This window comes from Micromonospora sp. M71_S20 (genome assembly GCF_003664255.1).
In the GTDB taxonomy this organism is placed as follows: Bacteria; Actinomycetota; Actinomycetes; order Mycobacteriales; family Micromonosporaceae; genus Micromonospora.
On record NZ_RCCV01000001.1, the window covers coordinates 2933388 to 2949116 of the forward strand.

The 15729-nt window shown below is 73.6% G+C and carries 11 protein-coding genes; 3 read left to right on the top strand and 8 right to left on the bottom strand.

The genetic code is table 11. The features are described 5' to 3' along the window. Positions 1-247: 247 nt before the first annotated feature. A complete protein-coding gene (locus DER29_RS13350; RefSeq protein ID WP_121397641.1) occupies positions 248-2116 on the bottom strand; it encodes an ABC transporter ATP-binding protein in 1869 nt (622 codons plus the stop codon). A 250-nt stretch (positions 2117-2366) separates the two neighbouring features. On the opposite strand from DER29_RS13350, the gene DER29_RS13355 reads away from it, so the two are divergent. From DER29_RS13355 to DER29_RS13365, 3 genes are all read left to right on the top strand, one after another. Continuing rightward, positions 2367-2807, top strand: a complete 441-nt coding sequence (locus DER29_RS13355) for a pyridoxamine 5'-phosphate oxidase family protein (protein ID WP_158619013.1) — start codon at positions 2367-2369, stop codon at positions 2805-2807. A 230-nt stretch (positions 2808-3037) separates the two neighbouring features. Continuing rightward, the gene (locus DER29_RS13360; RefSeq protein WP_158619014.1) at positions 3038-3805 is read left to right on the top strand and encodes an RluA family pseudouridine synthase; all 768 of its coding nucleotides are present in this window, start codon (positions 3038-3040) and stop codon (positions 3803-3805) included. Between the two features lie 315 nt (positions 3806-4120). Next, positions 4121-5071: an alpha/beta fold hydrolase gene (locus DER29_RS13365; protein ID WP_121397644.1), complete on the top strand. Its 951-nt coding sequence runs from the start codon at positions 4121-4123 to the stop codon at positions 5069-5071. Here DER29_RS13365 and fxsT read toward each other — a convergent pair. The 7 genes from fxsT to DER29_RS13405 all read right to left on the bottom strand — a co-directional run bounded on the left by fxsT (position 5065) and on the right by DER29_RS13405 (position 15724). Beyond that, a complete protein-coding gene (gene fxsT / locus DER29_RS13370; protein ID WP_121397645.1) occupies positions 5065-8976 on the bottom strand; it encodes an FxSxx-COOH system tetratricopeptide repeat protein in 3912 nt (1303 codons plus the stop codon). The genes DER29_RS13365 and fxsT overlap by 7 nt on opposite strands. Continuing rightward, a complete protein-coding gene (locus DER29_RS13375) occupies positions 8973-10184 on the bottom strand; it encodes a TIR-like protein FxsC (protein ID WP_233599759.1) in 1212 nt (403 codons plus the stop codon). The genes fxsT and DER29_RS13375 overlap by 4 nt, the downstream gene beginning before the upstream one ends. Beyond that, positions 10171-10848, bottom strand: coding sequence for a TIR-like protein FxsC (locus DER29_RS13380; RefSeq protein WP_121397646.1), 678 nt, complete (start codon positions 10846-10848; stop codon positions 10171-10173). Before DER29_RS13380 ends, DER29_RS13375 begins: the two co-directional genes overlap by 14 nt. A 77-nt stretch (positions 10849-10925) precedes the next feature. Continuing rightward, complete coding sequence (locus tag DER29_RS13385; protein WP_121399193.1) at positions 10926-11723, bottom strand: aminoglycoside N(3)-acetyltransferase; 798 nt, start codon at positions 11721-11723, stop codon at positions 10926-10928. Further along, positions 11720-14056: an FxsB family cyclophane-forming radical SAM/SPASM peptide maturase gene (locus DER29_RS13390; protein WP_121397647.1), complete on the bottom strand. Its 2337-nt coding sequence runs from the start codon at positions 14054-14056 to the stop codon at positions 11720-11722. Before DER29_RS13390 ends, DER29_RS13385 begins: the two co-directional genes overlap by 4 nt. 243 nt (positions 14057-14299) lie before the next feature. Next, entirely contained in the window at positions 14300-15202 is a 903-nt protein-coding gene (locus DER29_RS13400) for a DUF4231 domain-containing protein (RefSeq protein ID WP_121397649.1), read from the bottom strand. Between the two features lie 75 nt (positions 15203-15277). After that, positions 15278-15724, bottom strand: coding sequence for a SitI3 family protein (locus tag DER29_RS13405; RefSeq protein WP_121397650.1), 447 nt, complete (start codon positions 15722-15724; stop codon positions 15278-15280). Positions 15725-15729 lie beyond the last annotated feature (5 nt).

Sequence of the window (15729 nt, forward strand, 5' to 3'; positions counted from 1 at the left end):
CGTCGGCGACGACAGTGGCCCGCGGCGCCTATCCTCGCGGCCATGGGAGCTGTCAAGCCGTGGCACGTGTTCGCCCTGACGATCTGCTGCCTCCTGCCGGCCGTGGCGGCGGTCGTCGGCGGGGTCCTGGCGGCCCGCCGGTCGCGCAACCGGCGCTGATCGGCGGGCGCGGCGGCCTCCGTCCCGCTCGGTGAGGGCGCACAGGCGGAACCCGCTGCCTGCCGGGCACGCGAGCACGGTGGACACGTCAGGCCGGCACCGGCTGGTCGAACTGGGTGCGGTACAGCTCGGCGTACCGGCCGCCCCGGGCCAGCAGGTCGGGGTGCCGGCCGCGTTCCACGATCCGGCCCTGTTCGAGCACCAGGATCTGGTCGGCGGAACGGATCGTAGAGAGTCGGTGCGCGATGACCACGCTGGTCCGCCCGGTCAACGCCTCACCCAGCGCCGCCTGCACCGCCGCCTCGGAGGTCGAGTCGAGGTGTGCGGTGGCCTCGTCGAGGATCACCACGCGCGGGCGGGAGAGCAGCAGCCGGGCGATGGTGAGCCGCTGACGTTCGCCTCCGGAGAGGCGGTACCCCCGCTCGCCCACGACCGTCTCCAGACCGTCCGGCAGCGAGCGGATCAGGTCGGCCAGCCGGGCGCGACGCAGCACGTCCCACAGGTCGTCCTCGGTCACGTCGGGTCGGGCGTAGAGCAGGTTGGCGCGGATCGTGTCGTGCAGCAGGTGACCGTCCTGGGTGACCACCCCGAGGGCGTCCCGGACCGAGTCGCCGGTCAGGTCGCGGACGTCGCGCCCGGCGAGCCGGACGGCGCCCTCCTCCACGTCGTACAGGCGCGGCAGCAGTTGCGCGATGGTGGACTTGCCTGCGCCCGACGAGCCGACCAGGGCGACCATCTGTCCCGGCTCGGCGCGGAACGAGATCCCGTGCAGCACCTCCTCGCCGCCGCGGGTGTCGAGCTTCGCCACGTCCTCCAGCGAGGCCAGGGAGACCTTCTCGGCCGACGGGTAACCGAAGCGGACGTCGTCGAACTCGACCGCCACCGGCCCGTCGGGCAGCGGCCGGGCGTCCGGCCTGTCCTCGATCATCGGCTTGAGGTCCAGGATCTCGAAGACCCGTTCGAAGCTGACCAGCGCGCTCATGATCTCCACCCGCGCGCTGGCGAGCGAGGTCAGCGGCGCGTACAGGCGCGACAGCAGCAGGGCGAGCGCGACGACCGCGCCGGCGTCGAGCTGCCCGCGGATGGCGTACGCGCCGCCCAGGCCGTACACCAGGGCCAGCGCGAGGGAACCGACCACGGTGAGGGCCGTGATGAAGACGGTCTGCAACATGGCGGTACGGACGCCGATGTCGCGCACGCGCCGCGCGCGGGCGGCGAACTCGGCGGACTCCTCCGCCGGCCGCCCGTAGAGCTTGACCAGGGTGGCGCCAGGCGCGGAGAACTTCTCGGTCATCCGGGTGCTCATCGCCGCGTTGAGGCCGGCCGCCTCCCGTTCGAGCCGGGCCAGCTTCCGGCCCATCCTCCGCGCGGGCAGCACGAAGATCGGCAGCAGCACCAGCGCCAGCAGGGTGATCTGCCAGGAGAAGGTCAGCATCACCGCGAGCGTGAGGAGCAGTGTCACGGCGTTGCCGACCACGCCCGAGAGCGTGTCGCTGAACGCCTGCTGCGCCCCGATCACGTCGTTGTTGAGGCGCGAGACCAGGGCGCCGGTGCGGGTCCGGGTGAAGAAGGCGACCGGCATCCGCTGCACGTGGTCGAAGACGGCGGTCCGCAGGTCGAGGATCAGGCCCTCGCCGATCCGCGCCGACTGGTAGCGGGTGAGCAGCCCCAGCCCGGCCTCGGCGAGCGCGATCAGGGCGATCGCCACGGCCAGCCGTACCACCGTCGCCGTGTCGGTGCCGGAGACGATCGCGTCGACCACCCGCCCGGCCAGCACCGGTGCGGCCACGGTCAGCACCGCGGCCACGACGCTGCCCGCCAGGAACCACGCGAGCAGGCGGCGGTGCGGGCGGGCGAAGCCGCCGATCCGCCTGAGGGTCGCCTTGGAGAAGGGTCGCTCGTCACGCTGATGCATCGCGTGGTGCAGGGACATCCACGCGGTGACTTCCATGCTCATGCCGCGAACCTAGGACCTGGAGCGAGGTTGAGGTCAAGCGAATTCGTCCCCTGTGGAGGCGGAAACGCCTGGCGATCGAGGGGTGCCCCTCCGACACTCCGCGGCGGCGGTGTCCGTCCGCTCGCGGACATCGCCACACTGGGATACTCTCCGTGCTGCTCCAGTCACGATGTCGTCGTTCGAAGGGGAACCCATGGTGGGCCGTGAGCCGGTCGCGGAACCGTCCTTTGCCAGCGAAGACTCCAAGCCGATGCCCTGGTCGCAGGCGCGTGAGCGGCTGACGGAGGCGGGAGAGTTCTTCCTGTGCACCGTCCGGCCGGACGGCCGGCCGCACGCCGTGCCGCTGCTGGCGCTGTGGCTCGACCGGAGCATGTACTTCTGCTCCAGCGAGACCGCCCACAAGGTCGACAACCTCGCCGCCAACCCGCACTGCGTCCTCACCGTCGGCAGCCCCGAGCTGGACCTCTCGATCGAGGGCACGGCAGCCCGGATCAGCGACCCCGCGACGCTCAAGCGCGTCGCCGAGGCGTACGGGGAGAAGTACGGCTGGGAGGTGACCCCGGTCGACGGTGGGATCGACGGCGACGGGATCGGCCCGTCGCCGTACGTCGTCTTCGAGGTGACCCCGGCCAAGGTCATCGGCATGGACAAGGGGTCCGGCTTCAGCGCGACCCGGTGGCGGTTCGAGTGAGCACGCCGGCCGGGCGCGTCAGCTGAGCGCCGAGGCGTGCCGGGCGGTGCGGTGCGGCCACCAGTAGGCGATGGCGACGCTCGGCGTCGGGGGGCGCCGTCGCCGGGTTGATATCCTTCGCCGTGCCGACCCACCTGGCCGGCTCGACCCCGCTCCCCGCGTCACCGATGTCCCGGGCGCGGCCGTCGGCGACACGGAGCAGCTCAGCACAGTCGAGAGCCGAGGCGATGATGACCACCTTCAGTTGGTCGGAACTTCGGCGCGATCCCGTCCACGAGGACGACCACCTGCTCGTGCTCGACAAGCCGCCGGGCATCTCCGTGATGGGCGAGCGCCACGCCGAGTCCCTGACCGACCTGGCCGCCGCCGCCGGGGAGCCGGTGCACTGGGTGCACCGCATCGACAAGGTCACCTCGGGGCTGCTGCTGCTGGCCAGGACGCCGTCGGCGCACGCCTCGCTGACCCGGCAGTTCGCCAACCGGGGTGCCGACAAGCGCTACCTGGCCTGGGTCGAGGGGGCGCGGCTGCCCGAGACCGGCACCATCGACCTGCCGCTGCGGCCGGGCCGCAAGGGCACCATCCGGATCGCGGGCGAGCGCGAGGCCATCCGCTACGACGCCGACCGCCGCCGCTTCGCGCTGCCGGAGTCGGCCGTCGACCGGTCCAAGCCCTCCTACGAGTCCCGTACCGACTTCGCCACGGCGCTGGTCAGTGGCGACCGTACGCTGCTGGTGCTCAAGCCGGTCACCGGTCGGCGTCACCAGATCCGCGTCCACCTGGCCTGGCTCGGCTTCCCGATCGTCGGCGACCCCCTGTTCCACCGTGGGCAGGCGGACCAGCGGACGTACCTGCACTCGTGGGGCTGCGAGATCACCTGCGACTGGCGGGACGAGCCGCGTACCCGGTTCTGGGCCGCGCCCGGCGAGGAGTTCCTCGACGTGTTCGCCGACGGCCGGAAGCCCCGGCTCGACGACGCGCTCGACGCGCTCGCCGGCTGACCCGGCGCGCAGCGGCACCGCCGCTCCGGGCCGCGGCCCTCACGGGCAGCGGCCGACGACCGGGCGGACCCGCGCCCGGTCGCCCCGGACGGACCCCCGAAGGGCGTTCCGTTCGGCGGGGCAGCCGGAAGTTCCAGCCCAGGTGGGCCGTAGGTGTCGTTTCAGACAGATCCGGCCCCATGTTCCCGCTCGGCATAGCGGCGCGGCGGGCCCGACCATTAGGCTCGATTTGTTGAGTGGAGCCGTCCGACATCGTCTCTACTCGATGCCGGGTTGCGAGTATTGGCTGGTAGCGGCACCGAAGGGCAGGACGGAGTGACCCGAGACGGCGAGCCAGGGGCCGACTTCGCCGAACGCGAGGACAGCAGACGCGTGGCGTACGAGGTGACCGGCGCGCCCGACGGCTTCCCCGTCTTCCTGCTCCACGGCACACCCGGCAGCCGGCGTGGCCCGAAGCCCCGCGGCATCGTCCTCTACCGCATGGGCGTCCGGCTGATCGCCTACGACCGGCCCGGCTACGGCGACTCCGACCGTCGGGAGAACCGCGACGTCGCCGACGCCGCCCGCGACGTCGAGGCGATCGCCGACCACCTGGGCGTGGAGGAGTTCGCGGTCGTCGGACGCTCCGGCGGCGGCCCGCACGCCCTCGCCTGCGCGGCCGATGCCCGCCTGCGCGGCCGGGTGACCCGGGTGGCGGTGCTGGTCAGTCTCGCCCCGTGGAACGCCATCGAGTTGGACTGGGTCGGCGGCATGAACACCGGCAACGTGCGCGGGTTCGGCGCCGGCAGCCCCGACACCGCCGCCGTGGTGGAGGAGATCCGCCAGCGCGCCGAGCGGGCCGCCGCGGACCCACGGCTGCTCCTCGCGGACCTGAAGACGGAGATGAGCGCGGCGGACCGCCGGGCGGTCAACGACCCGGCGCTGCGCCGGCTCATCACCGACACCTACGCGGAGGCGCTCCGCTCCGGGCCGTACGGGTGGATCGACGACGTGCTGGCGTTCCGCCGCCCCTGGGCCTTCGACCTGCGGGCGATCGACACCGCGGCGACGCCGGTCCGGCTGTGGCACGGCGCCGACGACAACTTCGCCCCGGTCAGCCACGGCCGCTGGTTGGCCGCGCAGATACCCGGCGCCGAGATGGAGGTCCGGCCCGGGGCGGCGCACTTCGACGCGGTCGAGGAGTTGCCGCGCATCCTGCGTTGGCTCGTCGACCCCGACCCCGCGTTGAGCGCCGACCTGCTGATCGGCGCGCGGCCCGGTCAGTAGGGATGCGGGTCGAGCACCCGCCGCACGTACCGCCCGTCGCGGAGCACCACGACACTGGGGTGGTGCTGCCCGACCCGGTTGGCGAGCCGGTCGGCGATCCGCATCCGCCCGATGCTCACCCGGCCGCCGGACAACGCCTGGTTGACGGTCTCCAGGTTGCCCCGGGCCCGCAACGTGTCGGGGTGCTCGGGCCCGAGGACCTCCGCGAGCTGCTCCACCACCGCCAGCAGCCGGTCGCGTCCCCGCTCCGGCTCCCCGGTGAGGATGGTGAACACCGCGACGTTGTTGGCCGCCGCCATGGTGAACGGGTGCCGGTCGCCGAGCGCGGCGATCATCGCCGCCGCGGCCGCCTCGGTGAGCGACAGGCTGGTGCCCGTGTCGCCGGCGTCCCACTGGGCCACGCCCAGGTTGACCCGGCAGACCAGCGAGTACGGGTGGTCGGCGCCGAACACCTGGACGAACTGCTGCTCCACCTCGACCAGCTCCGCCAGGGCCTGCGCGTTCTGCCCCTGCAACATCAGGTTGGCCGTCCGGCTGAGCCGGCTGAACAGGGTGTCCGGGCTGGCCGGCCCGAGGGTGGCCAGCAGCCGCTGGTAGGTCTCGTCGAGCAGCTGGGCCGCCTCGGCGATCTCCCCGGTGCTGCGCAACGACACGGCCAGGTTGGCCTGCGCGGTGAGCAGGTCACGGGACTGCTCGCCGAAGAGGTTCCGGTAGCCGGTCACCACCTCCCGTAGCAGCGCCACGGAACCCTCGTAGTCGCCGGTCTCCCGCAGGTCACGGGCGAGGTTGTTGGCCGACACCAGGGTGTTCGGGTGCTCCGGCCCGAGGACGACCCGCAGCCGCCGGTTGGTCGCCTGGTCACCTTCGAGCGCCCGGTCGAACATGCCCATCAGCCGGTACGACACGGCCAGGTTGTTCGCCGCGGTCAGGGTCCGCCGGTGATCCTCGCCGAACACCTCGACCGATGCGGCGTACGTCCGCAGGCTGCGCTCCAGAGCCTCCGGGTAGCGGCCCAGGGTGCGCAGATCCGCCCCGTAACCGCCGGCGGTCATCAGCGTGTGCGGGTGGCTGTCGCCGATCAGCTCCTCCTGCTGGTGCAGGGTGTCCTCGTCCAGCCGGAGGGCCTCGTCGAACCGCCCGAGGCTGCGCAGCACGTTCGCCCAGTTGAACCGCAGGTGCAGCAGTTGGACGCGCAGCTTGCGGTGCTCCGGCCCGTCGGGCGGCAGCTCCGCCAACAGCCCCGACCAGACGGCCTCGGTCTCCCGCGCGTACCGTTCGCCCTGCTCGTACCCGCCGCTGACGTAGATGTAGCGGACCCGGTCGATGACCAGTTGCCGGACGTCGTCGTCCCGGCAGGAGATCGCGTCGGAGCCGTCGAGGTGCGGCCAGAGCATCCGGAACCGTTGCCGGTTCACCGGGTCCTCCACCTCACCCGGAGGTCGCGACCCGGCGAGGATCTGGTGCACCTCGTGCTTGGCCGTGACCAGCTCGTCGTCGGTCATCCGGGCGCGCAGCGCGGTCTGCAGGAGCCGGTGCACCTGCACCCGGTGGGCGTGCGGGTCGAGCTTGATGAGCGCGAGCTTGTTCATCCGCTGGACCAGCGTCGCCGCGATGTCACGTTCGGACACCCGGTCGGCGACCCGCGCGGCGACCACCGGGTCGTGCGGGGCGATTACCCGCGCCACCCGGTCGCTGTAGAGCAGGTCGAGGGAGATCTCCGGGGCGAGCACCGACGCGAGCTGGAGGAGACGGTACGCCCCCGGGGAACCCTCCTTCAGCCGCTGGAGCGGGAGGTCCCAGACCTCCGTCTCCAGGCCGGTGCGGCGCAGCCCGGCCAGGTATTCCTCGACCGGCGTGCGGGTGTCGGCCAACCACGCCCCGACCGTCGCGACGAAGATCGGCACGTTCTCCACGGCGTCGGCCACCCGCTCGGCCTCGGCGACGCTCATCAGGTGTTCGCCGAGGCGGGCGCGCAGGTGCGCCACGCTCTCCGCCCGCTCGAACTCGTCGACGTCCACCGCCCGCGCCAGGTCGCCCCAGTCCGGGTTGCGGGTGGTGACCAGCACGTGTCCGTTGCCCTGCGGCAGGTAGGGCCGGACGTCCTCGTACTGGTCGGCGTTGTCGAAGATGAGCAGCCAGTGCGGCGGCGGGCTGCCGTCGGGGCGGCGCTCGGTCTGACCCAGCCGCTGCCGCAGGGCGCGGTTGGTCTCCGGGATCGTCGTCTGGCTCGGCAGGCCCAGCTCGTCGCTGAGCTCCGTCATGATCACGTCGACGAACTGCGGCGGGTCGGCGGCGACCCACCAGATGATGTCGTACGCGCCCCGGAACCGGTGGGCGTACTCGATGGCGAGCTGCGTCTTGCCGAGACCGGGACCGCCCCGCAGGGCGACCGGGGTGCCGCTGCCGCCCGACGCCCTCAGCTCCTCACGGAGCCGGCGCAGCAGGTCCTCTCGCCCGGTGAAGCGGGCGTTGCGGGCCGGCGCGTTGAAGACCGTCGCGCGCACCCCGGGGAAGCGGGCGGGGCGCAGGCCGGCGGCGCCCACCGTGCGTCCCACCAGCTTCAGCAGGTGGGTCGCCGCGTCCTCGGCGGTGAGGTCGTGCACGGCCGTCCAACTGCCGACCGGGACGTCCGGCACGGGCGGGGTGTCGTCGACGTGCACGGCCAGCCAGCCCGGTGTGGCCCGGTCGTCACCGGCGCCGGAGCGGGCGCGCCAGGCCGCCAGGTAGGCGCGGGAGACCAGCCGGACCTCGCGGAAGGCCGTGCCCGTCTGCTCGGGCGCCGGCCCGTCCAGGGAAGCGGTGACCACCCGCAGGTCCGCGGAGTTCAACACGGCCTGCGCCCACTCCGCCCACACCTGGTCCTCGGGCACGTGCCGCAGCAGGATCAGCTCGTCCACGACCGTCGGCTTGCGTTCGAAGCGCTGCACCGTCCGGCGGCGCAGCTGGTCGTCAATCCGGGGCAGGCCGGTGATCCTGCCGTTGGTGATGTGGCTGGTCAACGTCTCGTACGCGGACAGCAGGGTGGTGCGCCCGCCCGGCTCGTCGCCGAAGGTCGCCAGCGTCTCCTCGTAGGCGTAGTACGCGCGGTAGGGCACCTCGACGGTGAGCCAGTAGGCCTGCCGCTCGCTGTCGGTCATGCCGCCCGGCAGGCCGGCGAACTTCTGCATGGCCAGCGACCGCCCGGCGTCCCGCTTGCCCTTCTCCCCGTCGTCGACCCGCATCGGCACGGGCAGCACCCGCCGGGCCCGGCGCCCCTCGTAGTCGCGGACCCGGGCGGCCACCGCCGCGGCGCCGTCGATGCCCTGGTCGCTGAGGGTGAAGCAGTCGACCAGGACGTCGGGCAGGTGGATGGTGCAGATCTCGGCGACGTCGCTGATCCCGGTGCGGCTGTCGATGAGGGCGTAGTCGTAGTGCCGCTTCATGTCCTCGCGCAGCGCGTCGAAGAACTGTGCGCCGCCGAGCCGGTTGTAGAAGTTGTCCCAGTTCAGGCCGGTCACGCTGGTCGCGTAGTCGGGATTGTGCCGCCCGGCCAGGAGCAGGTCGAGGCTGCCGCCGCCGGGGAACTCCCAGCTCACCGAGAACGCGTACCGGTGGACCCGCGCGTACTCCCGGTGCCAGTCGCCGGGCCGGGGGTCGGCGCCGGTCTCCTCGCGCCGGCGGGCGTTCTCCCATTCGTAGTCCAGGATCAGGTCCATGACGCCGCCGGTGGTGGCGACCTGCTCCGCGTCGAGGAACGGGGCGTAGAACCGGTGCAGGCCGGGAGACTCCAGGTCCCAGTCGGCGACGAGCACCCGCTGGCCGTTCGCGGCGAGGATCCAGGCGGTGTTGGCCAGAGCCATCGTGCGGCCCGTACCGCCCTTGTAGGAGTAGAAGGTGATGACCTGCCCTTCGCGCGATGGCGTCATCGCTCGTCCTTCCCTCGCGTCGTGTCGAACGGCCGCACCGGCGGCAGGGTCGCGCCGGACCCCGGCGGTCCGTCGAACGGCCGGGCCGGGCGCAGGCTCGGCCTCGGGGTGACCGGGCCGTCCGGCGGGTCGACCGGACCGTACCGGAGGAACTGCTTGCGGGCCTCGGTCACCAGCAGCGGGGTGCAGCGCTCGAACTCGTCGATCGCCCGTACCGGCATGACCCGGGGGAACCCGGCGGCCTGCAACGCTTCGGAGACCGACTCGGGTGCCGTCGCGCCACGCTCGTGACCGGCGGCGATGACCAGCGGGACGACCCAGCGGGGCAGGTCGTCCAGCGCCGAACGGATGGCGGCGGCACCGGTCGCGGCGTCCACCAGCACGACGGTGGGGCTCTGCGGCGCCAGGACCCGGGCCGCCGCCAGGTCGACGACCCGGGTGGGCAGACCGAGCCGCTCGGCGGTCGCGGCGACGTAGTCGGCCACGGCCAGCTCGTGCTGCCCCGCGTAGGGCCGCCACCGCGCGTGGTCGGTGAGGGTGGTGACCACCAGCGCCGGGCCGACGCTGTCGGGCACCGGGTGGCTGGACAGCGTCGCCGCCCGGGACCGGGCCAGCGGCTGGGTCTCGGTCACCGTGACGATCTGCCTCGCCAGTGCCTCGAGGACCCGCCGGTACTGGTCGTGGTAGGCGCTGAGCTTGCAGAGGGCGCGCAGGCCGTTCTCGGCGTAGTCGGCCCGGTCGCCGGCGTCCGGGACCAGGTCGAGGGCCCGGGTCGTCTCCGGCCGCTCGCCCCAGGACGGTAGCGGCAGCCACAGCACCGGCACCAGGTGCCGCTCGGCCTGCGCCGGGGCGAGCCGGGTGAGTCGGCTGCGGAACGACTCGCGTTCGCCCAGGGCCCACGCGTTGCGGAAGTAGTTCGGTGAGTGCAACGGCACGAAGACGTGCGCGAGGCTGAGCGCGTCGGTGAGCGTCTGCCTGAGGTCGGCTCCCGGGTTGACCTGGCCGTCGAAGAAGCCGGCGTCGAGGTCGCCGCCTCTCGTGGCAGCGTGCCGGACGGCGGTGGCCAGGTCGTTGAAGAACCGGTTGACCCAGTAGTCGGTGTCCGGCCGGACACCGGCCGACAGCGGCACCGAGTGGGCGTAGCTCAGGAAGAAGTAGGTCTCCCGGCGAGATGCGCCCCGGGGCGGAACGGGGTCAGACCACGTCATGTCCGCCCTCCTCGAACGTGGTGCGCAACTGCCGCACGTCGGCCGGGACCTGCGCCTGCACCCAGTGCGTCCGATAGGCCCGGGCGACCCGCTGCGCCAGCCGCCAGACCACCGCGTCGTAGGCGGCCTTGCCGGTGTCGCCGAGGCTCAGCAGACCGTAGATGCCCTCTTCGTGGTATTGCGGAGCGATCTCCGGGGGCAGCCGGGTGGGGGTGAACATCTGCCTCCGCGACACGGCCGCCGGCAGCCGGCGACGCTCCACCAGCGACCAGTTGACCGGGATGACGGGCGTCTCCCCCGCCGACGGCTCGGCGTCCGGCCGGGTCAGAATCGGCCGGCGGGTGAACGCGTCCCACTCCCGGGCGCACCACGCGCTGTTGAGGTAGTGAGTGGAGATCAACGGGATGAAGACCTGGCAGTGCCCGGCGGCGAAGGCGAGGTCGTCGGTCCACACCTGCCCGCCGTCGAGCATCCGGTCCATGAATCCGGCCGTGCGTCCCGGGCCGAGGCCGAGCAGCTCGACGACATGGTCGGAGAGGTCGACGAAGAGCTGGAAGACCTTCTGGTTGGTGTCCCGGGGCGCCGCGACCTGGTTCTTCTTGTGGGCGTAGCTGAGAAAGAACACGGGGGCGCTCTCGTCCTCCCAGAACGTTCCCTCTGGCAACTGAGGCTCCCGACCGGTGCGGTGACTCCCGACCGTCCACAGTATCGACCGTGGCCAACCCTCCGCTGCCCCGCTCGTCACCGCCGGTGCTCATCCATCCACCCCCGGGCGAAGTCGACGGCCACCCGGATGTCCGTGAGCCGACAGTCGGCGCCCCCGACCGACCCGCGCCGCACCGCGCCGGCGTCCGTCAGGGCCCGGCCGATCAGCGGAAAGTCGGTGTCGTGGAGATCGAGGGCCCGGAAGTCGCGCCGGACCCGCCGCCCGGCGGCGTCGCGCACGTAGCACCGGTACGCCCGGTCGGCCGGCGGCCGGCGCAGCCGGTACTCGGCCAGGTGGAACGCCGTGCAGGCCGACCAGTCGACGCCGAGCAGCAGCACCACGGCGTCGGCGGCGTAGAGCGCGCCGAGGGGCGAGCGTTCGCCGAGGTGGCAGTCGAGGTCGTGGACGGCGGTCAGCCGGGCCGCGTCGGGGCCGAGGGCGGCGAAGGAGGTCTGCGGGTGGCGGCTCCGGGACGCCCCCGGCTGCCGGCGTACGTGCTCGGCGAAGATCCCCATGCCCTCGGCGGGGCTGCGCTCCGGGTCGAACGGAGCGATGGCCGCCTCCGCCGCCGCGACCCCGGCGGCGCCCAGGCCGGCGGTCGCCACCCGGAACGCCCGCGAGGTGGTGGAGTTGCCCGCTGTCTGCGCCGGTACGACCACCGTGCCCGACGCGCCCAGCACGTCGGACAGGGCGGCCAGCAGCGCGGCGGGGCCGCCCGCCACCCGACCGACGCGGGACAGGGCGCAGTGCACCAGCACGGTGGCCCCCGGCCGCAGTCCCAGCGCCCGCAGGTCCGCCGTCAGCGTGTCCCGCCGGAGCGGGCCGGCGGTCACGCCCACCCGTCCACGGTGGCGCGCATCCCCCGGACGAACCGCTCGCCGGCGGCGGTCAGCGCGCCGAGGCGGAGCAGGGCGTCGATGGCCCCGTCGGTCCAGTCCCGGTAGCGGCGGAAGTGGCCCCCGGCGGCCGACCCGGGGCGGTGGCGCCACACGTCGGCGACCGCCAGGTGGGCGTAGACGCCGTGCAGCACACCCTCCACCGGGCGCTGGTCGTCCCGCCACGGCACGCGCAGCGTCCGGGTGTCGTCGCGGTCGAACAGGTCGCAGACGTCCAGCACCGCGCTGAGCTTGAGGTGCTGCACCTCGTGCACCAGCAGCACGGCGAGGGTGGCGTCGTCGGGTACGGCCGTGACGGCCACCGCGCCGAAGGCGGCGCCGGCGGCGGCGCTGCGGAACCGGCCGGTCGGTTCCGCGCGCAGCGGCACGACGGCCCGCAGCAGGGTGCGCACCCCCGCCGCGTAGCCGACGGCCTCGGCGTCGATCCGGCGCACCGCCCGCTCCACCTGCCGCGTCCACCGCGGCGCGGCGGCGCCGGACAGCCGCGGTTGCACCGGCAGGTCGTAGCAGTCCCGGTGCGGATCGGTGTCCTCCACCAGCAGCCGGTGCCCGTCGATCCGGACGGAACGCACCGGCCGCCAGCCGTCCGACCCGTCCTCGCCGGCCGGGTCGCCGTCGCGGCCCGCGTCGGCGGTGACCCGCCGGCCGGCGAGCCGCACGTCGCCGTCGTCGGTGACGAGCCGGACGACGCCCCGCTCGCAGCCGACGGCGAGCGCGCCGAGCGTCGGCAGGCTGACCACCCCGTCCCGCACCGGGACGGGCAGGTCGGCCCGGACCCGGGCGCGGACGGCGGCAGCCGCCGCCACGCAGGCCAGGTACGACAGCTCGGCCGCCCCGTCCCGGCAGCGCCCGGCCCACCGGCGCACGAAGGGGTGGGCCAGCACGGCCCGGACGGCGTCGGGGTGCGCGTCGTCCAGGTGGACCAGCAGCCGCCACCCCTCGGCCGCCACCGGGTCGCTCGCGGCCCGCTCGCTGAGCGCGACCAGCAGGGCACGCACCAGCGCCAGATGGACGGCGGCGAGCTGCGCGGCCGAGCCCGCCGTGCCCGCGCCGGTGGCGAGGTCGTCGAGCACGCGCGGGCTGAGCTGGTCGGCGGGCCGGGCGTGCTCGTCGGCGACCGGGGCCGCCGTCACCACCCGAACGAGCTCCAGCAGGTCCGGGCAGTAGACGGACGGGTTGTCGAAGCCGTCCCCGGCGCGGTAGCGGTGGGCGTAGAGCCCGCCGCCGCAGTGCCCGACCGCCGGGCACGCGCGGCAGGTCGCGCAGAGACCGGCAAGACCGGTCTGCCGCACGGCGATCGCCGGGTGGGCCGCGGCGTCGTCCACCCGGTGGCGGAAGACGTCCAGGCCGGTGGCCGCCGCGCCGTCGAAGGCGGACTTGAGCGAGTCGACCTGCTCGAAGGTGCCGTCGGTCTCGACGACGACCAGGTCGGCCGGGCCGAGCCCGACCGCCTCGCTGCGGCTGCCGTGCCCGGACGCGGTGGAGAGCAGGGACTCCAGCAGGCGGATCGGCACCGGACGCCCGTCGGCCAGCCAGCGCCGGTGGACGGCCAGCAGCCAGTCGGCGTACGGGGTGGCGAGGCCGTCGGGCCGGGCGGGCGGGTTGTCCCAGTTGGCGTGCGGCAGCAGGAAGTCGACGTGCGGCGGTTCCTCGGCGAGCAGCGCCTCGTACACCCGGATCGGGTCGTTGGCGAGGTCGACGGTGCAGAGGATGCCCGCGTAGCTGCTGCGGTACGCGGGGCTGCGCAGCAGCGACAGCGCCCGCAGCACCTGGCGGTGGCTGCTCGACCCGTTGGCGTGGCGGCGGTGCCGGTCGTTGGCGGCCCGGTCGCCGTCGAGCGAGATCCCCACCTTGACGTCGTGGGCGACCAGCACGTCGCAGGTCGCCGGGGTGAGCAGCACACCGTTGGACTGCATCCGCAGGTCGAGCCGGGCCACCGGGCCGACGACGCGCCGCAGGGTGGCGGCGGTGGAGTCGAGCCGGGCGGCGCCGGCGAGCAGGGGCTCGCCGCCGTGCAGGACCACGCGTACGGCGTCGAGCCGGTGCGCCGCAGCGTGCTCCGCGATCCGCTCGGCGACGGCCGTAACCGTGGCGGGGTCCATCACCCGGGGCTGGCGCCGCCAGGACTGGTCGGGGTGTTCGTAGACGTAGCAGTGGTCGCAGGCGAGGTCGCAGCGGCTGACCAGCTTCAGCACGTACTGCGTCAGCGGGGCGACGTGCCCGGTCGGCTGCCCGTCCGGCTCAGATCGCAGAGCTGAAGGCCGCGACATCGACACGCGCCGGACGATCCTCCCTCCGGCCGGCCACCTGCGCGACGGACCGGGCCCGGTCGAGGGAGATCCGGCCGAGCGGGGTACGCCGGAGGTCGTCCAGTGGCGGCGGGGTCGGATCGGGCTGGCGTACGGTGCGCTCCACGTCGGTTCCCCCATTTGGAGTCGGGAGTGGACGGACGGCCGCCCACAACGACGGTCAACGACGACTATCGACGATGCTATATGGCACAACCTGTGATGTCACGGCTGCGCAGCGCCATCCTGCTCGATCATCCTGGCCATCCAGCCCTCGTTGGACAGCGAGATGACGCGCTCCGCCTCGGCGACGAACGCGTCGTCGTCGGCCCAGCCCAACCCGGCCTCGCGGACCGTGCGCAGCCGGGTCAGTTGGTCGGCGGTGCGGGCGTACTCGATCTGGTGGTGCTCGTACTGCTGGGCGGAGCCGTAGCCGACCAGCGCCGTGGTCACGGCCGCCGCGACACCGATCCAGGCGGTGAGCCCGAGGTTGTCGCCGAGCACCCCGACCGTCGCGGAGACCAGGGCGGCGACGATCGTGAGCCCCGTCGCCGCGTACCGGACCCGCCTCGCGGCGCGGGCCATCCGGCAGGCCGCCGGCAGGTAGTAGACGTCGACCTGCCGCTGGATCCGTTCCGTCACGTAAGTGGCCACGTCGGAGACCGCCGGCAGCGCACGGACGGCCGGCGGCGCGTCCAGGGTGCGGCCGACCAGGTCGCCGGCGTCGTCCATCAGCGCGTCGAACCGGCCGAGCAGGACGGCGTCCCGGTCCGCGCCGCCGAACGGGGCGACCCCGGCGAGGTAGCGGTAGGTGTCCGCCTTCAGCGCCTCGGAGACCGAGCGGAGCCGGGTCCACGCGTGCACCGCGTCCCGGGAGGACCACCGGGCCGCCAGCGGCACCACGAGCAGCGCCGCCGCCGCGACGATCGCGAGCGCCCGCCCCGCACCGGGATGGGAGTGCCCGAGCTGATTGGCGAGGGTGCCGCACACGGCGGCCCCCACGGTGAGCGCGGCGATGGTCAGCCGTGCACGGGTGATCGCACGCTTGGCCTCGCCGGACGCCCGTGACCAGGCAGCCTGCCGCTGCCAGACCGTCGCGACCGCTGCCGGGACATCGAAGTTCGCCACGATCCGATGGTAGGACGGCCGCGCCCGTGCCAGGGGGACCCGAAATGGCCGGAGCCTGACTCGGCGGCCGGCGGGTCAGCGGGGCAGGAAGCTGTCGTACGCCTCGTCGTACCAGTCGGCCTCGTTGTGCCGGCGGATCGTGCCGTTCACCCGGGTCAGCATCAGCCAGTTGTCGTTGAGCACCAATGCCGCGTCCTCGGGCCGGCTGGCCAGCACCCGGCCCACGGTCCGCAACATGCGCGGCCTGCCGAGGTCGCTCAGCGTCTCCTTGCGCATGTGAAAGCCGATGTCGACGTGGTTCTCCGGCTCCCACGCCCACACAGTTCCGTCCGCCTCCGCCTCGTAGTACCCGTGGCTGCCCGACGTGATGCTGACGGCGAACCCGCACTCATCGTTGAGATCGGCGCTGAGCAGGCGGTTGCCGGCCGGCGTCGGTGTCTCGGCGGCGCCCGGAGCGGTGAGTTCGGCCAACAACTCCAACGGGATGTCGCCAGCGAGCGTCAGTCGATAGGTGATGGACATGTTCG